Origin of the sequence: Streptomyces sp. NPDC048349 (assembly GCF_040651925.1) — a bacterium.
Classification (GTDB): domain Bacteria; phylum Actinomycetota; class Actinomycetes; order Streptomycetales; family Streptomycetaceae; genus Streptomyces.
In genome coordinates this window covers 1-19,083 of the sequence record NZ_JBEZLA010000006.1, presented here as the reverse complement: position 1 = coordinate 19,083, position 19,083 = coordinate 1, and the positions used below count along the sequence as shown (strand labels likewise).

The following is a 19,083-nucleotide window of genomic DNA, read 5'->3' as shown; positions in this document are numbered from 1 at the left end:
ATGTTCGACGTGAACAGGTACCTCCGGCGCATCGGCTGCGACGGGGAAACCGGGGTGGACCTCGCGACGCTGCGCAAGCTGCACAAGAGCCACCTCATGGCGCTTCCGTACAACAGCTTCGCCTACGACCTCGGCGACGGGATCGACATCGTCGACCTCGACGAGGACGCGATGTTCGAGAAGACCATCATCAACGGGCAGGGCGGCGCGTGTTACCACCTGAACCGGATGTTCTTCCGGCTGCTGCGCGAGCTCGGCTACGACGTCACGCTGATAGCGGGCAGCACCGCCCTGGGCTGGGACACCTTCGGGATCGGCGTGGAGCACATGTTCAACCGCGTGTCCCTGGACGGCGACGACTGGCTCGTGGACGTGGGCTACCCCGGCCCCTCCTACATGGAGCCGCTGCGCGTCTGCGACGCGGTCCAGTCCCAGTACGGCAGCCAGTTCCGGCTGGTCGACAACGGATCCGACATCGCCCTGCAGCGCCGGGGAGCGGTGACGCGGTGGAGCGTCGTCTACACCTTCACGCTGAAAGCCCGTGAATGGGACGACTGGAAGGAACTGGAAGACAGCTTCCGGGGAATCCTGTCGGATCCGGAACGGCACGACGACAAAGAAGTCCTGTGCGGTCGCACTTTCGAGAACGGTCAGGTCGTCATGAAACAGCGGCGCTACCTGACGGTCCGCGACGGCCGTGAACAGGTGCGCACGATCATGGATGACGAAGAGCACCGGGCACTGATCGACAGCATTGTGTCCGGCCCGCTCAGCTGAATCTGCACTCCCACCCCCCACACGTAGCACCACTCATTGCGAATGCCATTCGAACGAGCTGGAACACGAAAGGGAGAACAATGGAAAGAGCAACGGCTGACGTGGTTGTGATCGGTGGAGGACCGGCCGGCGCCGTCAGCGCCCTGGTCCTCGCCCGGCAGGGCCACTCCGTGGTCCTGCTGGAGAAGGACGAGTTCCCCCGCTTCCACATAGGCGAGTCCCTGCTGCCCTACATGATGGGCCTGTTCGACCAGATCGGACTGCGCGAGGCAGTGGAGGCCCAGGGCTACGTCCCCAAGTTCGGCGGCGAGTTCATCGACCCGACGGAGACGAAGTTCTTCGAGGGCGTCTTCCGCGCGGACTTCACGAAGCAGGGCGAGGGACGGCACCAGAGCGCCTTCCAGGTCGAGCGCGCCAAGTTCGACAAGATGCTCACCGATCAGGCCGCGGCAGCCGGGGCCACGGTGCTCTTCGGGGCGAACGTGACCGAGCTGCTCATGGACGGCGACCGGATGGTCGGCGTCCGCTACGAGCGCGAGGGCGGGGGCCACGAGGTGCGCTCGGCCTACGTGGTCGACGCGAGCGGCCGGGCGGGCCGGATCGCCAACCGCTTCGGGCTGCGCAAGACGCTCGAGAAGCTCCGTATGGTGGCGGTCTTCCGGCACTACGAAGGACTCGACGAGCGCCACAACCTCGGCGTCGAGGGCGACATCCAGGTCGGCGCCCACGACGACGGCTGGGTCTGGGCGATCCCGCTGTCCAAGGACGCCATCAGCGTCGGCACGGTCATGCCGCGCGACGTGCTGCGCGGCACGACGACCGAGAAGGCGTTCGAGGAGCACGTGGCCAGGATCCCGCGGATCACCGCGCGCCTGACCGGAACCCGCCCCACCACGGACCTCAAGGTCGAGACGGACTACTGCTACCACTCGGACACGGTCACCGGGCCCGGCTGGGCCATGGTCGGCGACGCCGGCTGTTTCGGCGACCCGATGTTCTCCGGCGGCGTGCTGGTGGCGACGGCCACCGGCGTCCGTGCGGCCGAGACGATCGGGGCGGCGCTGGCCGACCCGGCCGCAGAGGGCCGCCTGTTCGAAAACTATTCCAACTACTTCAAGACCGGCTACGACACGTACATCCGGCTCATCCACGCCTACTACGAGGGCGAGCTGGTGTCGGTGGCAGCCGACGCCGCCCGCTCCACGGCGCGGGAGGCCCTGGAGAAGTACGTGATCCGCCTCATCGGCGGCGACTTCTGGAGTGAGCACAACCCCATGGCACAAGAGATGCGGCGGCGGACCGAGTGGGACACCTTCGCCCCGTTCAAGCGGGTGTACGGCTGCCCGGCCTATCCCCAGCTGGACGAATTCGACCGTAAGGAGCGGGCCGCGGCGCGCGTGTTCAGGGCGACGGCGGGTCGGTAGAACGTGATGGCTTCCATTCCTCTGCGCCTCGGAGACCATTCGTACGACGTGCTCATCGGCCCGGGGGTGCGTACGTCGCTCGCCGCGGTCATCCGACGGCTGGGCGCGAGGCGGGCCGTCGTCGTGTCGGCCCGCCCGGAGGAATGGGTGCCGCCAACCGGTGTCGAGACCCTGCTGCTGCCGGCCCGGGACGGCGAGCAGGACAAGACCCTCGCCACGGTGGAGGCGCTGTGCGGTGAGTTCGTGCGGTTCGGGCTCACCCGGTCCGATGTCGTCGTCTCCTGCGGGGGCGGCACGACCACCGATGTGGTCGGGCTGGCGGCAGCGCTCTACCACCGGGGCGTCCCCGTGGTCCACCTGCCCACGACGCTACTGGCCCAGGTGGACGCCAGCGTCGGCGGGAAGACGGCAGTGAACCTGCCGGCCGGCAAGAACCTGGTCGGCACGTACTGGCAGCCCAGCGCGGTGCTGTGCGACACCGACTACCTGTCGACCCTGCCGCGCCGGGAGATGCTGAACGGGCTCGGTGAGATCGCCCGCTGCCACTTCATCGGCGCAGCGGACCTGCGCGGACTCACGCTGCAGGAACAGATCACCGCCAGCGTGACCCTCAAGGCCGGCATCGTGGAGAGGGACGAGCGGGACACCGGACTGCGTCACCTGCTCAACTACGGCCACACGCTGGGCCATGCGCTGGAGAAGGCCACCGACTTCGCGCTGCGCCACGGCGAGGCGGTGGCCATCGGGACGGTCTTCGCGGGCCGGCTCGCCGGCGCCCTGGGCCGTATCGACCAGGCGCGGGTGGACGAGCACCGGGACGTCGTCCGGCACTACGGCCTGCCCACCGCCCTGCCCGCCGAGGCCGAGCCCGCGGCCCTCATCGAGCTGATGCGGCACGACAAGAAGGCGATGACCGGACTCGGGTTCGTCCTGGACGGCCCGAAGGGCGCGGAACTGGTGGCCGACGTGCCCCCCGAGGTGGTCGCGCGGGTCCTTGACCGGATGCCCCGAGCACGGACGGCCGATCTCGTCGGCGACGCCGAGCTCGGAGCCTCCACGATCGATGTGGTTCAGAAATGACGCGTGTAACGCAGTGGCCGGCCGATCTCGACGTATCGGCCGGCGCCGCCCTGCCGGCGGACCGCCTGCTGTTCGGCAGGCTGGAGGAGGCGCTGGCCCGGCCGGCCGCGCAGCAACCGGCCTGGCCGGACCCGCAACGGGCCAGGGACGCGGTGGAGTCCCTGAGCCGCGCCGAGCCGATCGTGGCGCCGGCGGAGACCGCACGGCTCAGCCGCCGGCTCGCCGCCGTCGCGCGCGGCGAGGCCTTCCTGCTCCAGGGAGGCGACTGCGCCGAGACCTTCGCCGGGAACACCGAAGCGCACCTGCGGGCCAATCTGCGCACGCTCGCGGACATGGCCGCGGTGCTCGCCCACGGCACCGGCCTGCCCGTCGTCAAGATCGCCCGGATGGCCGGCCAGTACGCCAAGCCCCGCTCCCAGTCCGTCGACGCACAGGGCCTGCCGGTCTACCGCGGCGACATGGTCAATTCCGTCGAGCCCACCCTCGCGGCCCGGACGCCCGACCCCTACCGGATGCTGCGGGCCCACGCCGACGCCGCGCGGGCGATGGAGCTCGTGCGCTCGCTCGGCGACGAGGTCTACGTCAGCCACGAGGCGCTCCTGCTCGACTACGAGAAGTCCCTGCTGCGGGTCGACACCGGCGGACCCGGACGCCGGCTGTCCAGCGGGCTGGGGCACTTCCTGTGGATCGGCGAGCGCACCCGTCAGCTCGACGGCGCGCACATCGCGTTCGCGGAACTGCTCTCCAACCCGATCGGCCTCAAGATCGGCCCCGGTACCAGCCCGGAGACGGCCGCCGCCTACGTGCGCCGGCTCGACCCGCACCGTGAACCCGGCCGGCTGACCTTGGTCAGCCGCATGGGCCACACCCAGGTCCGTGACGTCCTGCCGGCGATCGTGGAGAAGGTCACCGCGACCGGCCACCAGGTGATCTGGCAGTGCGATCCGATGCACGGCAACACCCACACCTCGGCGAACGGGTACAAGACGCGCGACGTGCGCCACATAGCCGACGAGATCGCCGGATTCTTCGAAGTCCACCGCCGGCTGGGCACCCACCCCGGCGGGATCCACGTCGAGGTGACGGGCGATGACGTCACGGAATGCGTCGGGGCGGGAGTGGGCGAAGCCGATCTGCCGGTCCGCTACCACACGGCCTGCGACCCCCGCCTCAACGCGGAGCAGTCGCTGGAACTCGCCTTCCGCGTCGCCGGGACGGCGGCGCCCGGCGTCCCCGGCACCGAGCGGGACGTCACGGCGGGCGCCAAGGCAGCGCTGCGATGACCGCACGGCCCCCCGGCATCCCCATCACCGGCACCACCCGTCTGTACGCCGTGCTGGGCGACCCCATCGCCCAGGTCCAGGCACCCACGCTCATGCACCCGATCTTCGCGAGCCTGGGGATCGACGCGGTGGTCGTACCGGTGCACGCCCGGCCGGAGAACCTCGAGCACGTCGTGCGCGGGCTGCAGCGGGTGGAGAACCTCGACGGCATGTTCATCACCGTGCCGCACAAGGTCGCCGTCCGCCGGCTGGCCGACCGCTGCGGCCCCACCGTGGACATCGTCGGAAGTGCGAACGTGATGCGCCGCGAGGCCGACGGCAGCTGGCTCGCCGAGAACTTCGACGGGTCGGGGTTCGTGGCCGGCCTCGTCGGCGCCGGGCACGATCCCCGCGGCAGACGGGCCGCGCTCGTCGGCGGGGGAGGTGCGGGCAGCGCGATCGCCGCGGCGCTCCTGGCGGCCGGCGTCGACCGGTTGGAGGTGTACGACTGGGACACCGGAAAGCTCCGGGCCCTGGTCGCCCGCCTCGAGGCCCGCTGGCCGGGCCGGGTGTCCGCCCTGGACGAACCGCGCCTGCGCGACGTCGACCTCGCCGTGAACGCCACCCCGCTCGGAATGCACGCGGGAGATCCCTTCCCGTTCCCCCTGGACTCGTTGCCGAAGCGCTGTGTGGTGGCGGACATCGTCATGAAACCCCGTGAGACGCGGCTCCTGCGGCAGGCAGCCGCACTCGGACACCCGGTGCACCACGGCATTCACATGCTCGAGGGGCAGCTGAATTCCTATCGAGTCTTCTTCGATCTCCACTGAATTACCGGCGAAACTACCGAATCTGGGGATGCGGGCTCGCGAATAGAAGCCCTACATTGGACCGGTAATTCAGCTCTTTCTGACTGCACATGACGCTGCACGGGGCGGAGTGTGCGCCTCTTCCGCGAACTCGACGGAACGTGCTCGTGCGCGCGCGTCTTTCTCTGCGGCACGCTGCTGCCCCGCCCGCTTCGCACCTCGCGTCGAGTCAGATCCATTCCTTGGAGAAACATGAACGTGCGACAGGCGCCGGAATTCCCCCAGTGGCCCCAGTATGACGAGGGGGAGCGGGAAGGGCTCATCCGTGCCCTCGAGCAGGGCCAGTGGTGGCGGATGGGCGGAAACGAAGTCGACCACTTCGAGCAGGAGTTCGCCGAGCACCACGGTGCGGCCCACGCCCTCGCGGTCACCAACGGAACCCACGCACTGGAACTCGCCCTCCAGGTCATGGGCGTCGGTCCGGGTTCCGAAGTCATCGTCCCGGCCTTCACCTTCATCTCGTCCTCCCAGGCGGCGCAGCGGCTCGGCGCGGTCGCGGTCCCCGTGGACGTCGACCCGCAGACCTACTCCATCGACGCGGCGGCGGCCGCCGCCGCCGTGACCCCGCGCACCCGGGCGATCATGCCGGTGCACATGGCCGGCTTCCTGGCGGACATGGACGCACTGGCCCAGCTCTCCGCCGACACGGGCGTCCCGCTGCTCCAGGACGCCGCGCACGCCCACGGCGCCCGCTGGAAGGGCAAGCGCGTCGGCGAGCTCGGTTCGGTCGCCGCGTTCAGCTTCCAGAACGGCAAGCTGATGACCGCGGGCGAGGGCGGCGCCGTGCTGTTCCCGGACTCGGAGATGTACGAGAACGCCTTCCTGCGGCACAGCTGCGGCCGGCCCCGCACCGACCGCCGCTACCGTCACGCGATCGCCGGCTCCAACCTGCGGCTCAACGAGTTCTCGGCCGCGGTGCTGCGGGCGCAGCTGCGCCGCCTGGACGACCAGATCGCGGTCCGGCACGAGCGCTGGGCCCTGCTGTCCAAGCTGCTCGAGTCGATCGACGGAGTGGTCCCGCAGCGCGGTGACGAGCGCACCGACGTGCCGTCGCACTACATGGCGATGTTCCGGGTGCCGGGCCTGCGCGAGGACGACCGCAACGCCCTGGTGGACCGCCTCGTGGAGGCCGGCCTGCCGGCGTTCGCCGGGTTCCGCGCGATCTACCGCACCGACGCCTTCTGGGAGATCGGTGCGCCCGACACGACCCCGGACGAGCTCGCGGAGCGCTGCCCCCACTCGGAGGCCATCAGCCAGGACTGCATCTGGCTGCACCACCGCACGCTGCTCGCGAGCGAGGAAGACATGCACCGGACGGCCGAGATCATCGCCGACGCGGTGAGCACCGCATGAGCGTCCGGGTGGCCATCGTCGGACTCGGCTGGGCGGGACGGGAACTGTGGCTCCCCCTGCTGCGCGAGCACGCCGACTTCGACGTGGTGGCCGTCACCGACACCGAACCGGCCGCACGCGCGGCCTTCGACCGGGCGCTGGGCATTCCCGTCCACGCGACGGTGGACGCCCTCACGCCCCGGACGGTCGACCTCGCCGTCGTCGCCGTCCCCAACTTCCTGCACGCCGAAGTGGCCGCGAACCTGCTCGCCAGGGGCATCTCCGTCTTCCTGGAGAAGCCGGTGTGCCTGACCTCCGACGAGGCCGACACGCTGGCAGCGGCCGAACGCGCCGGCGGGGCCACGCTGCTGGCCGGCAGCGCCGCCCCCTACCGCAGCGATGTGGGCGCCCTGGCACAGCTGGTGCCGGACCTCGGCCACATCCGGCACATCGACCTGTCCTGGGTCCGGGCGCGCGGCATCCCGAAGGCCGGCGGCTGGTTCACCCAGCGCAGCAAGGCCGGCGGCGGTGTGCTGTTCGACCTCGGATGGCACCTGCTCGACACCCTCGCCTCCCTGCTCGGTCCCTCCCGCTTCACCCAGGTCGTCGGTGTCACGGCGAACGACTTCGTGAACATGGGTTCCTGGAGCGCGGCATGGCGGCAGGACCAGCCCGCGGCCGACGCCGGCGGCGACGTCGAGGACACCGCGCGCGGCTTCTTCGTCCGCGAGGACGGCGTCTCCGTCGCCCTGCACGCCAGCTGGGCGTCGCACGAGGCGCGGGACGTGTCCACGATCCAGGTGGTCGGCAGCGCCGGTACCGCCGAGCTGCGGTGCACCTTCGGCTTCAGCCCCAACCGCCAGCCCCAGTCCGTGCTGACGCTGACCCGGGAAGGCACCACCACGACCCTCCCGGTGCCCGACGAGCCGATCGGCAACGAGTACCGGCGCCAGCTGGACGGCCTCGCCGGGATCCTGCGGGACCCCGCCAGCCGCGGCAGGTCCATCGCCGAGGCCCGTACGACGGTCCGCGTCATCGAGGACTTCTACGCGTCGGCCCGCTCCGTGCGCGCCCGCAGTGTGGTGCCCGCTTGAGCACGAACGCGGGAGAAAGCCGGTGGAGCCACCGGTTCCAAGAGAACGACCAGACGTACGGAATGGGCATCACATGACAGTCACCACGCTAAGGCAGCCGCCGGCGCAGACCCTGCCGTCGGTCAGGCGCGCCGTGATCTTCGACCTGGACGGGGTCATCGTCGACAGCTTCGCGGTGATGGAGGAAGCCTTCGCCATCGCCTACAAGGAAGCCGTCGGCGACGGCCCGGCGCCGTTCGAGGAGTACCGCCGCCACCAGGGGCGCTACTTCCCGGACATCATGCGGATCATGGGCCTCCCGCTGGAGATGGAGGAGCCCTTCGTCCGCGAGAGCTACCGGCTCGCACCCCAGGTGCCGGTCTTCGAGGGCATCGTCGAGCTGCTCCTGACCCTGCGCGTGCGCGGGTACAAGCTCGCCGTGGCCACCGGCAAGAGCGGGCCGCGCGCCCGCTCCCTGCTCGAACAGCTGGGCCTGCTGCCCTTCTTCGACCACGTGATCGGCTCGGACGAGGTCGCCCACCCGAAGCCCGCCCCCGACATCGTGGAGCACGCCCTGCACCTGCTGGGGCTGCCGGCCGAGGCGGCCGTCATGGTCGGCGACGCCCCGACCGACCTGGCCAGCGCGAAGGGCGCCGGCGTGGCCTCGGCCGCCGCGCTGTGGGCCGAGGTGGACGACGAGGAGGAGCTCCTGGCCGCAGGGCCGGGCGCCGTCCTGCACCGTCCGGCCGACCTGCTGGCGCTGTGCCCGTCCGTGCCCCGCGGCTGAGGCCGTCCACGGGCATGGAGAAGCCACACCACCTCGGTGTCGACATCGGGGGCACCAAGGTCGCCTTCCGGGTGGAGGCCGGCGCGGACTGTGTCGACGAGTCCTCGTTCCGATGGGACCCGCGGCACAGCGTCGACCGCGACCTCGCGCAAGTCGCCGACCACGTCGCCGGGTTGCGCAGGAGGATCGCGGCGCCCCTGCGTTCGGTGGGCGTCGCGATGCCCGGCACGGTCGGACCGGACGGCCGGGTCACCGCCTGGCCCAGCCGCCCGGAGTGGAACGGGCTCGACCTGGACGAATCGCTCCGCGCGCTGTTCCCCGAGGCGGCCGTGGCCTGGGCCGACGACGGTGACCTCGGCGCCCTCGCGGAGGCCGAGGCAGCGGGCTGCGAGGACCTGCTCTACCTCGGGGTGGGCACCGGCATAGGCGGCGGCCTCGTCCTGCGGGGCGCGCTCTGCCCCGGGCTCGGCCGCGGCTCGTTCGAGATCGGCCACCTGATCGTCGACCTGGACGGTGCGCCGTGCGTCTGCGGACGCCGCGGATGCCTCCAGGCGATCGCCTCTGGACCGGCCACCCTGAGCCGCGCGGCCCGGCTGCGCACGGCGCCCGCCACGTTCGAAGAACTGCGGCGGGCGCTGCGCGAGGGGGAGCCGTGGGCCGTCACCGCGGTCGACCGGACCTGCCGGGCCCTGGCCGCCGCGGTCTCCGGCGTCCAGGAACTGGTCCATCCGCGGCTCGTCCTGATCGGCGGCGGCTTCGCGGCCGGTATCCCCGGGCTCGTCCCCATGGTGTCCGAGCGCCTCGCCGAACTGGCCCGCCCCGGCCAGCCCCCGCTGCCGGTGGAACCGGCAGCGCTGGGCGGCCTGTCGTCGCTGCGCGGGGCGGTGTCGCTCGCCCGGCTGGTCGCGTCCTGACCCGTCAGCCGGCCCGGTGCGGTGCACCGGCCGCCGCCGCGGCACGCACCTGGTCCCGCAGGTCGTCGACCAGCGCTCCCGTGCCGTGCGGGCCGCTCGCGGCACCGAAGACGTGGTAGTCCGGGCGGACGAGCAGGGAGGTCGCCCCGTACCGCGCCAGATACGGTCCGTAGACCTCGTCCGTGTCCACGACCCCGACGACACCGCCCGCGTCGTGCGGCGCCTGACCCTGCGGCAGCAGCCGCACCACGCGGGCCCCCAGCTCCCCGAGGAAGGACAGCCGCTCCTCGTCGAGCAGGGTGTGCGGGTCCTCGGTGGTCAGCAGGACGAAGCCGCGTCCGACGACCTCGTCGAACAGCCCGCTGCCGGCCTGCCCGCTCACGCGCCCCTGCGGTACGACGGCTCCCGCGGGTGCCTCGGCCGCCTCGGCTCCCGAAGGCCGGTGCAGCAGCCCGACCGAGAGCGGCTTCGCCGGCTCCGGCCGCCCCGCCGGCCGGCCGCGCCGGTTGGCGAGCACCGTGGCGTCCCGCTCGGCTGCGGCCGCCGGGTCCGTCACGCAGATCACGCGGCCCAGCTGGACCGACGCCAAGATCGCCTCCTTGGCCTGTGCGCGGCGCTCCTGCGTGTAGGTGTCCAGCAGGGACTCGTCCGCGAGACCGCGCAGCGCCAGGTCCAGCTTCCACGCCAGGTTGACCACGTCGCGGATGCCGGAGCACATGCCCTGACCGGCGAAGGGCGGCATCAGGTGGGCGGCGTCACCGGCCAGCAGGACGCGGCCCACGCGCCACTGGTCGGCCCAACGGGCCTGGAATATGTACGTGGTGCTGCGCAGCAGCGTCGCCGTGTCGGGGGTGACGCCGAACGGCGCCAGCAGCCGCCAGGCCGTCTCGGGCCGGTTGAGTTCGGCGGTGCTCTCGCCCGGCAGGCGCATGAACTCCCAGCGCCGGCGCCCCGGTCCGCTGGCCACCACGGTCGTGGGCCGGGCCGGGTCGCAGATCTGCACGTTGCTGGGGGTGAACTCACGCGGCTGGTGCAGTTCGACGTCGCAGAGCAGCCACTCGTAGGAGAAGCCGAGGTCGGTGACGGGGACGTCGAGGTGGTCGCGCACGAAGCTGTTGGCGCCGTCGCAGCCCACGACCCACCGCGCGGACAGGACGCGGGTCGCCCCGTCGTCGGTCGCCGCGGTCACCTCCACCCGTTCCCCGCCGTCGGAGATCCCCACGACCTCGTGGCCGCGCAGCACGCTGATGCCCGCGAGCGCCTCGACCCTGGCCGCGATCAGTTCCTCCAGCGCCGGCTGGTGCATGGTGTTGGCGTCCGGCCAGCCGTACGGACCGGCCGTGGAGAACTCGATGTCCAGCAGCACCGCACCGGCCGCGGTCTGCCACTGGTAGCCGTTGGCCGGCTCGGTGACCCGGTCGATCTGCGGGCCGATCCCGGTGGCGGCCAGGAGCCGGGCGGTCTCCCCGTCGAAACTGGTCGCCCGGGGGAGCTTGTACGGCCGGGGACGGCGTTCGAGTACCGTCACCCGCCAGCCCTGCTGGGCGAGCAGCACCGAGAGCGCGGCACCGATCGGCCCGTTGCCCACGATGACGACGTCCGTGTCCGTCGGATTCGAGTACGTGTCGTGCGTTCGCATGGTTGGCATCGTGCCCCTCGTCGCATGCCGTGGGCAGATCAGTGAGCACTTCGAAAAACGGCGTCAGGGAGGACTTCACAGGTCCGCGCTGTCTGAAGGCTGAATTCCGCCACGCTGGAAAATTGCCAGAATAGTATTCGGGCGTTCGGGGCGTGTCAAGGAACGGGAATTACTACCAGGTTGAGGGATGTTCAGCCGGCCTGTCATGCCCTAGGGGTCCGTTGGATTCGCGTACGGCCTATCAGATCGGGGGATGTCCGGCCGGTGGTGCCTGTCCTAGCGTGGAGCAGGACAATGCAAGGCGCGCGGGCCACCGCTGCCGGGCTCTGGGCATTCCCGCGGTTGACCGGTATGTCAGCGCGGTCGGATGCCAAAACATCAATCTCGTTGAACAATTCGCTGGAGGCTCGTGTGTCCGGAAAGCAAGTTTCGCTGGAAACCCTCGACAATGACGCCTTTTATCAGAACTACAAGGGCGAGACCCGCGTCGGCGCCCCGGCGCCGTGGGACATCGGCGGCCCGCAGCCGCTCCTGATCGCGCTCGAGGACGCCGGCCAGATCACCGGCGACGTCCTCGACATCGGCTGCGGCCTCGGCGGCAACTCCATCTTCCTCGCCTCCCGCGGCCACCGGGTCACCGGCATCGACGCGGCGCCGACCGCCATTAAGGAGGCCACGCGGCGGGCCGAGGCCGAGGGGGCCAAGGTCGACTTCACCGTCGCCGACGCCACCAGCCTGGAGGGCTTCGAGGGCCGTTTCGACACGGTCATCGACAGCGCGCTCTACCACTGCCTGACGGCGGACGCCCAGCGCGCCTACGTCGCCGCCCTGCACCGTGCCACCAAGCCCGGCGCCCGCCTGCACCTGTGGGTCTTCGCCGCGGAGGCGCACGCGCCGTTCCCGACCGTGCAGCGGGTCACCGAGCAGAACCTCCGCGAGACGGTCGGCGAGAAGTTCGAGATCACCTCTCTCGAGCTGGCCGAGTACGACACCACCCTCACCCACGAGGGCATCCGGGAGATGCTGGGCGAGAAGCCGGCCGAGGGTGCCCCCGACGCCCCCGTCGCCTTCGACCCGGCCTTCTCCTGGCCGGAGGAGGAGCTGGAGGGCGAGATCAAGGCCCCCGTCTGGCAGCTCACGGCCGTCCGCATCGGCTAGCAGGCGCCGCCGCCAGGCCACCGGTCCGTCCGGCACGGGCTTCCGCGCGGCCGGCTGCTCCTCCAGCAGCCGGCCGCGCGGCCGTCCCTGGCGCAGCTCCGTCTTTCACACGAAGGGGTAGATCCATGACCGCCACCGCCGAGAACCCGGCCACCACGGTCGACCTGTTCGCGCCGGACCTGATCGCCGATCCGTTCGCCGCGTACGCGCGGATGCGCGAGCAGGCTCCGGTCCTGACCGGCTCGATGATGGGCGGGCCGCCGATGTGGCTGGTCACCCGCTACGACGACGTGCGCCGGGTCCTGACCGACCCGCTGTTCCTCAACAACCCGGCCTCGGTGCCCGCAGGCCGCGCGGGGAGCCGGTTCACGGTCATGAAGGGCGTTTCGTCCGACGTGGTGGACTACCTCGCCGGCAAGCTGATCGAAATCGACGGCGACGACCACCGCCGGCTGCGCCGGCTGGTCTCCCGGGCGTTCACCGCGCGGCGGGTCGCCGCGCTGCGCCCGCGCGTCGAGGAGATCACCGCGACGCTGCTCGACCGGATGGCCGAGGCGGGACGCGACGGCACGCCCGTGGACCTCGTGGAGTCGTTCTGCTTCGAGCTGCCGGCCACCGTGATCTGCGAGCTGGTCGGCATCGACGAGGCCGACCGCGCGGACTGGTACCGGTGGGGCCGCGCGCTGATGGTGCCCACGGAGCACGCCGAGCAACTGCCGGCCGTCTTCCGCGAGTGCGCCGACCACCTGCTCGCCGTGATCGCGAGCCGCCGCGCCGAGCCCCGCGACGACCTGATCAGCGCCCTCGTCCAGGTCCAGGAGGAGGACGGCGACCGCCTCACCGACCGGGAGATGGTCAAGCTGGTCTTCTCCCTGGTGCTCGCCGGGCACGAGACGACGATGCACCTGATCGGCAACTCGGTGCTGGCCCTGCTCGAGCACCCGGAGCAGCTCGCCCTGCTGCGCGAGGACCCGTCCCGGTGGCCGCACGCGGTGCAGGAGCTCATGCGCCTGGGACCCACCCAGTTCGGCAACCCCCGCTACCCGGCCGAGGACGTGGAGCTGGGCGGCGTGGCGATCCCCGCCGGCGCTCCGGTCCTGCCGCTGATCCTGTCCGCGAACACCGACCCGCGCAGGTTCGGCTGTCCCGAACGGCTGGACGTGGGCCGCGAGATGGGGACGGGCCACCTCGGGTTCGGGCAGGGGGCCCACTACTGCCTCGGTGCCCCGCTGGCGCTCCAGGAGGCGGAGGTGGCGCTGCACGCGCTGTTCACCCGCTTCCCGGACCTGTCCCTCGCGGTGGCGCGCGAGGAGGTCCCGTGGGTGTTGCGGACCGGTTTCACCGCGGCCGCCGCCATTCCGCTGCGGCTCGGCTGAGCACGGCTCATTCGGCCAGCGACAGGGCGCGGCTCGGGCAGAGGTAGACGGCCTCGCGGGCCTTTTGCTCCAGGATTTCGCCCTCGGGCTCGGCATTCAGTACGACGACCCTGCCGTCGGTCTCGTTCTGGTCGAACAGGTCCGGCTCGGTGAACAGGCACTGGCCCGCACCGATGCACTTCCCGGTGTCCGCGGTGATCCTCATGCTGTGTGCCTCCTACGGCAAATGCGCCGAGCGGTCGGGGCGCCCTATCAGATCGGGGGATGTCCGCCCGGTCGCACCTGTCCTACGCTCCTGAAAAGACAGTGCAAGTATCGGGGTCGGCGCGGATCCCGTCATAGATTGTTGCTCGACCCGCGGTGGAGCAGTAGCGCGCCAAGGGCGATTCCCGAAAGGAATTTCTGGCCGTGCCTCAAGCAGCGGAGCAATTCGAAAAGTGGGTGCGCCGATCCCACCCGGCGCCCCACAGCAAGGTCCGCCTCGTGTGCCTGCCGCACGCGGGCGGATCGGCGAGCTTCTACTTCCCGATGTCCAAGGCCCTCGCGCCCGCGGTGGAGGTGCTGGCGATCCAGTACCCCGGGCGGCAGGACCGGCGCCACGAGCCGAACATCCCCAGCCTCCCCGACCTGGCCGACCAGATCTTCGAGGCCGTGCGCCGGCTCGACGACCGGCCCCTGGCGCTGTTCGGGCACAGCATGGGAGCCGTCCTCGCCTACGAGGTCGCGCTGCGCATGCAGGACGCCGGCCTCCCCTCGCCCGTACGGCTCGTCACCTCCGGCCGCAGGGCTCCCTCCTGCGAGCGCGAAGAGCGGATCCACATGGAGTCGGACGACCAGATGGTGGCCGAGCTCCGCAAGCTGAGCGGCACCAACTCGGCGATGCTGACCGATCCGGAACTGCTCGAAATGATCATGCCGGCGATCCGCAGCGACTACCGCGCGGTCGAGACGTACCGGTACGAGCCCGGCCGGAAGCTGGACTGCCCGCTGACGGTGATCACCGGAGACAGCGACCCCCGCGTCTCCATCGACGAGGCGGCGGCCTGGGAGGACCACACCACCGGACCGACGGACCTGCACGTGCTGCCGGGGGGCCACTTCTACCTCGTCGACCAGAGCGCACGCGTGGTCGAGATCCTGGCGCAGAGGCTGGACCGGCAGGGCGCCGCCGCGCACGCGGGAAGCGGTCCGCGGTGACGTCCGGGCGCAGGGGCCTCCCGGCACCCGGGGCGCGCCAGGACGCGGCGGGCACGCGCCTGGACGGGACGGGCACGCGCCAGGACGGGACGGGCACGCGCCGGGACGCGACGGGCACGGCGTCCCGTCCGCCGCGGCTCCCGGGCGCCGAAGGGAGCGGGCGATGACCGGGACCGCCGGCGGAGCCGGACGGTTGCTGGCCATCAGCGACCTCCACCTCAACTACGCCGAGAACCGCGCCCTGGTCGAGCGGCTGGCGCCCGAGTCGGACGACGACTGGCTGCTGGTGGCCGGCGACGTGGCGGAGACCGTGGCCGACATCCGCTGGTGCCTGAAGACCCTCGCGAGCCGTTTCCGCAAGGTCGTCTGGGTCCCCGGCAACCACGAACTGTGGACCCACCCCAGCGACACCACCACCCTGCGCGGTGTCGCACGCTACGAGCACCTGGTCGAGCTGTGCCGCGAATTGGGCGTCACGACGCCCGAGGACCCCTACCCCATCTGGGAGGGTTCGGGCGGCCCGGTGGCCGTCGCCCCGCTGTTCCTGCTGTACGACTACTCCTTCCTGCCGGACGGCTGCACCACCAAGGAGCAGGGCCTGGCCTACGCGCACAGCACCGGAGTCGTCTGCCAGGACGAGTACGTGCTGCACCCCGACCCCTATCCGAGCCGCGAGGCCTGGTGCCGGGCCAGGGTCGCCGAGACCGAGCGCAGGCTCGCCGAACTCCCCGAGGACCTGCCCACCGTCCTCGTCAACCACTACCCGCTCGACCGGCACCCGACGGACGTCCTGTGGTACCCGGAGTTCGCCATGTGGTGCGGGACCCGGCTGACCGCCGACTGGCACCGCCGGTTCCGGGTCGCCGCCATGGTCTACGGCCATCTCCACATCCCGCGGACCACCTACCACGAGGGCGTCCGCTTCGAAGAGGTGTCCGTGGGATACCCCCGGGAGTGGCGCAAGCGCCCGGGAACACCGGGCAAGCTGCGCCGGATCCTGCCGTTCGAGACCTCGTGACCGGCGCCCCGCGCCACGGCGGAGCCGGCCGGCCCCCCTGCGGGGACCGGCCGGCAGCACCACCCGCTACCCCAGGGACGCGGGCTCGCCGGCCGTATCGGAAAGACGGCTCCACGCGCGCGTCAGTTCGACACGAGACGCCACGTTGAGCTTGCGGAAGATCTTCTTCAGGTGGAAGGCCACGGTGTGGCCGGAGATGAACAGGTGCTCGCCGACCTGGGAGTTGGTGAACCCGTGGCTCACCAACTCGGCCACGGCGGCCTCGGTCTCGGTGAGGGAGCCGGTGTTCGCACCGTCCTGGCCGGCGTAGCGCGGATAGCGGCCGCGCCGCACCCCGAGCGCGCGGAGCTTGCTGACGACCCGACGGGCGTCCCGTGGGGCCCCGGCGTTCGTGTAGCCGTCCACCGCCCGTTCCAGGATCTCCACCGCCCGATCGCGGTCCCGGCCCGGGGCGGCGAGGAGCTTGCCGGCGTCTTCGTAGGCGGATGCGCCGGCCCACGGGTCCACGTGCGCGGCCCCGGCGGCGACGAGCCGTTCGGCATCGTCCCCGAGCAGCCCGCCGGCGTGCGCCGCCGCCGCTTCCAACGAGCGGAGCCCGGGGTTGCGCGCGGCGAGCCCGGAAGCCTCGGAGGCCACCCGCGCGGCGAGCGACGCATCGCCCAGCTCCCTCGTGGCCCGCACGAGCCAGGCGGCCGCGGCGGGCTGCGAGGCCAGGAGCTCCAGGATGAGCTGGTCGTCCGTGATGATGCCGACGATGAAATGCGCAGCGCTCTTCGCGCCGCCCTGCACCTCCAGCAGCTGGGCCGCGGCCAAGGCGTACTGGCTGGGTCTGTCGCTCGTCCGGCCGAGCAGGGCGTCGTCCCGCAGCTGGTCCACGAATTCCAGGCTCATGCTCATGTTGCCCTGCCTGAGGGCGCTGAGCGCCATCACCGTGTGCGCGTCGGGAAGCAGGCAGTGGAGGCCGGCCCGTTGCGCCAGGTGAATGCCCCGGCCCACCGCATCGGCGGCCGCGCCGACGTCCCCCTGGGCCAACGCGAGATCTCCCGCGCAGATCAGCGAAGCCGCCACGAGTCCCTGCGCGTCCTCGGCTCCGACCGTCAGCTCCTCGATGCGGGCGAGCGTGCGTGCCCCGGATATGCACTCGCGGACTCTGACCAGGAGCGCGGCGTGCCAGACCGTGGCCGGCCCGGCGCAGCTGCCGCCGCATGCGGCATGTCCCCGGCAGGCTTCGTCCGCCAGGCGCAGCGCCTCCGTGAGTTCGCCGCGCGACCAGGCAGAAGAGGAGAGCGCACAGAGTCTGGCAGTCTCGCAAGAGGTGGTGTCACAGGCCCTCATGGTGGAAAAGGCGAGCGGCAGCTCCATGCGGAACAGCGAATCGAGCATCACATCTCCTGTCAGGGGATCATCATTCACGCCGCGTCGTTCCTGTGGTGGTACCGGCAGAGTTCTCGGGGGAGCCTAGGTGGCGGGTCCTCAGGAACCCCTCGAGATGCGGTCGTGATCGGCTGGCCGAATTGCCGTTTCCAGCTGTTCGCGGGGTGCGGGCCGGCACCGGCGGACCCCTGAGCACCGGGCTGTCCGCCGGATCCCCTGCACAGGGGCGGCGGGCGCGCGCAAGGCGATCTCCAGCGCGGCGCGAGCCGGTGTCCAGCAGAAGGAGGGCAGTTCCTCGAAAATGCCGCCCCGGACTATCAGTTCTGATGATGGTGCAACACCGCCGCCGCCGACACCATGGACCTGGTTCGGAATTCGCGGTGGTGTGAAGAGCGAGGTGTCCCCTTGAGTGTCGTACTTCTCTTGAACGGTCCCAATCTGGGAATCCTGGGGCGGCGCGAGCCGGAGATCTACGGCACCGACACGCTGTCCGACATCGAGAAGGCGGTCGCCGAGGAGGTGAGCGCCAAGGGGTGGGACGTCCGTTCCGTGCAGCACGACTCGGAAGGAGACCTCGTCCGCGCGATCCACGAGCACACCGACACCACCGTCGGCGCCATCGTCAACCCCGGCGCCCTGATGATCGCCGGATGGAGCCTGCGGGACGCGCTGGCGAGCTATGCGCCGCCGTGGGTCGAGGTGCACCTCAGCAACGTCTGGGCCCGCGAACAGTTCCGGCACGAGTCGGTGATCGCCCCGCTGGCCAGCGGCGTGGTGGTCGGCCTCGGGTCCTTCGGCTACCGCCTGGCCGCCCGGGCGCTGATGCACCTGGCGGAGACGGGGCCCGGCAACCCCCGTGCCTGAAAGGCGAGTTCGGTCCGACCTATGATGCGGTGATCATCATCGCCATGGGGGGGGACGACGCCGTGAGTTCATACCGACCCGCGCCCGCATACCGGCCCGCGCACCCGCCCGGCCGGGCGCCGGTCCGCAGACCCGGCTGGGTCCGGGTGGTCCGCGCGCCCTTCGACCTCGCGGCCCGCATCCACCGGCCCGGCCGCCCCGACCGGATCGTCGACGAGGGCATCCGGCGTGCGCAGATCGCCCGGACCGCGATCGGCCTGCTGGCCGGTTTCTGGCTGGTGCTGTCCTACCCGCTGCGGGAGGGCGCGGGCGGGGTCATCGAGGACAAGTTCGCCGAAGTGCTCATCAGCGCCGGGCTGTTGCTCGTACTCGGACCGCTCGCGCTCGGCGCCTTCGTACTGTCCGCGCGCCCGCCGGGCCCCTCCTTCTACCGCGCCCGCCTGCGCGGACCGGCCACCGCCATCGGGGCGCTGCTCGCCACCGTCCTGGTGATGTCCTACGGGCTGCCGTACGCGGGCACCTTCGCGTTCGGCCTGGGAGCGGTCGCCGGACTCTTCTTCATCCCCTTCGCGCTCGCCTCGGCCGTGCTCTGCGTCCACCACGCCTTCCGCACCGCGGACGTCCACGAGGTGCTGCCGCCGCTGCTCTCGCCCCTGCTGGTCTGGTCGCTGTTCTTCGTGCAGCTCTTCGACGACGCGCCCGTCAGCGCGCCGCTCGCCGTGCGCGTGCTGTTCCTGCTGGCGCCGCCGGTCTCGGTGACCGCGCTCTCCCTGTGGGAGCTGCGCCGGCTGCGCGCGCGCCACGGCATCACGCTGCGGCTCGCCCTCGGCCGTGAGCGCGGGCGCTAGGGGGTGTCTGACGGAGGTCCGTGGTGAAGGAGCGGTGTCCGGTGCGTGCTCTCGGCGTGCCGGCCGGATGCCCCCGTACTGGACGTACTTG

The 19,083-nt window shown here is 71.4% G+C and carries 18 protein-coding genes; 15 read left to right on the top strand and 3 right to left on the bottom strand.

The window, feature by feature from the left end:
* From AB0D44_RS05855 to AB0D44_RS05815, 9 genes are all read left to right on the top strand, one after another.
* Complete coding sequence (locus AB0D44_RS05855) at positions 1–777, top strand: arylamine N-acetyltransferase (RefSeq protein WP_362584949.1); 777 nt, start codon at positions 1–3, stop codon at positions 775–777.
* A gap of 101 nt (positions 778–878) precedes the next feature.
* Positions 879–2,201: an NAD(P)/FAD-dependent oxidoreductase gene (locus AB0D44_RS05850; protein ID WP_362584946.1), complete on the top strand. Its 1,323-nt coding sequence runs from the start codon at positions 879–881 to the stop codon at positions 2,199–2,201.
* 6 nt (positions 2,202–2,207) lie between these two features.
* Positions 2,208–3,281, top strand: a complete 1,074-nt coding sequence (locus tag AB0D44_RS05845) for a 3-dehydroquinate synthase family protein (protein ID WP_362584943.1) — start codon at positions 2,208–2,210, stop codon at positions 3,279–3,281.
* Positions 3,278–4,564, top strand: coding sequence for a 3-deoxy-7-phosphoheptulonate synthase class II (locus AB0D44_RS05840; protein ID WP_362584940.1), 1,287 nt, complete (start codon positions 3,278–3,280; stop codon positions 4,562–4,564). Before AB0D44_RS05845 ends, AB0D44_RS05840 begins: the two co-directional genes overlap by 4 nt.
* Positions 4,561–5,373, top strand: coding sequence for a shikimate dehydrogenase (locus AB0D44_RS05835; protein WP_362584937.1), 813 nt, complete (start codon positions 4,561–4,563; stop codon positions 5,371–5,373). The genes AB0D44_RS05840 and AB0D44_RS05835 overlap by 4 nt, the downstream gene beginning before the upstream one ends.
* 231 nt (positions 5,374–5,604) lie before the next feature.
* Positions 5,605–6,765: a DegT/DnrJ/EryC1/StrS family aminotransferase gene (locus tag AB0D44_RS05830; RefSeq protein WP_362584934.1), complete on the top strand. Its 1,161-nt coding sequence runs from the start codon at positions 5,605–5,607 to the stop codon at positions 6,763–6,765.
* Positions 6,762–7,838 carry a Gfo/Idh/MocA family oxidoreductase gene (locus tag AB0D44_RS05825; protein WP_362584932.1) on the top strand — a complete coding sequence of 359 codons (1,077 nt, stop codon included), beginning with the start codon at positions 6,762–6,764 and terminating at the stop codon, positions 7,836–7,838. The genes AB0D44_RS05830 and AB0D44_RS05825 overlap by 4 nt, the downstream gene beginning before the upstream one ends.
* A 73-nt stretch (positions 7,839–7,911) precedes the next feature.
* The gene (locus AB0D44_RS05820; protein WP_362584930.1) at positions 7,912–8,604 is read left to right on the top strand and encodes an HAD-IA family hydrolase; all 693 of its coding nucleotides are present in this window, start codon (positions 7,912–7,914) and stop codon (positions 8,602–8,604) included.
* Positions 8,605–8,618: 14 nt separating this feature from the next.
* A complete protein-coding gene (locus AB0D44_RS05815) occupies positions 8,619–9,518 on the top strand; it encodes an ROK family protein (protein ID WP_362584928.1) in 900 nt (299 codons plus the stop codon).
* A 4-nt stretch (positions 9,519–9,522) separates the two neighbouring features.
* Here AB0D44_RS05815 and AB0D44_RS05810 read toward each other — a convergent pair whose 3' ends face one another.
* The gene (locus AB0D44_RS05810; RefSeq protein WP_362584925.1) at positions 9,523–11,157 is read right to left on the bottom strand and encodes a bifunctional 3-(3-hydroxy-phenyl)propionate/3-hydroxycinnamic acid hydroxylase; all 1,635 of its coding nucleotides are present in this window, start codon (positions 11,155–11,157) and stop codon (positions 9,523–9,525) included.
* A gap of 411 nt (positions 11,158–11,568) precedes the next feature.
* Between AB0D44_RS05810 and AB0D44_RS05805 the strand changes: the two genes are divergently transcribed.
* Together AB0D44_RS05805 and AB0D44_RS05800 are read left to right on the top strand one after the other, a co-directional pair.
* Entirely contained in the window at positions 11,569–12,315 is a 747-nt protein-coding gene (locus tag AB0D44_RS05805) for a class I SAM-dependent methyltransferase (RefSeq protein ID WP_362584922.1), read from the top strand.
* Between the two features lie 125 nt (positions 12,316–12,440).
* Entirely contained in the window at positions 12,441–13,691 is a 1,251-nt protein-coding gene (locus AB0D44_RS05800) for a cytochrome P450 (protein ID WP_362584919.1), read from the top strand.
* A gap of 7 nt (positions 13,692–13,698) precedes the next feature.
* On the opposite strand, the gene AB0D44_RS05795 is transcribed toward AB0D44_RS05800, so the two are convergent.
* Positions 13,699–13,896, bottom strand: coding sequence for a ferredoxin (locus tag AB0D44_RS05795; protein ID WP_362584917.1), 198 nt, complete (start codon positions 13,894–13,896; stop codon positions 13,699–13,701).
* 203 nt (positions 13,897–14,099) lie between these two features.
* Between AB0D44_RS05795 and AB0D44_RS05790 the strand changes: the two genes are divergently transcribed.
* The gene (locus AB0D44_RS05790) at positions 14,100–14,888 is read left to right on the top strand and encodes an alpha/beta fold hydrolase (protein ID WP_362584914.1); all 789 of its coding nucleotides are present in this window, start codon (positions 14,100–14,102) and stop codon (positions 14,886–14,888) included.
* A 163-nt stretch (positions 14,889–15,051) separates the two neighbouring features.
* Positions 15,052–15,906 (top strand): metallophosphoesterase, encoded by an 855-nt coding sequence (locus tag AB0D44_RS05785; RefSeq protein ID WP_362584912.1) that lies wholly within the window; start codon positions 15,052–15,054, stop codon positions 15,904–15,906.
* 66 nt (positions 15,907–15,972) lie between these two features.
* Here AB0D44_RS05785 and AB0D44_RS05780 read toward each other — a convergent pair whose 3' ends face one another.
* On the bottom strand, positions 15,973–17,289 hold the full coding sequence (locus tag AB0D44_RS05780; RefSeq protein ID WP_362584910.1) for a LuxR C-terminal-related transcriptional regulator: 1,317 nt from the start codon (positions 17,287–17,289) through the stop codon (positions 15,973–15,975).
* 396 nt (positions 17,290–17,685) lie between these two features.
* On the opposite strand from AB0D44_RS05780, the gene AB0D44_RS05775 reads away from it, so the two are divergent.
* Both AB0D44_RS05775 and AB0D44_RS05770 read left to right on the top strand, forming a co-directional pair.
* Positions 17,686–18,144 (top strand): type II 3-dehydroquinate dehydratase, encoded by a 459-nt coding sequence (locus AB0D44_RS05775; RefSeq protein WP_362584907.1) that lies wholly within the window; start codon positions 17,686–17,688, stop codon positions 18,142–18,144.
* 62 nt (positions 18,145–18,206) lie between these two features.
* A complete protein-coding gene (locus tag AB0D44_RS05770) occupies positions 18,207–18,992 on the top strand; it encodes a hypothetical protein (protein ID WP_362584904.1) in 786 nt (261 codons plus the stop codon).
* The last annotated feature ends 91 nt before the right edge of the window (positions 18,993–19,083 follow it).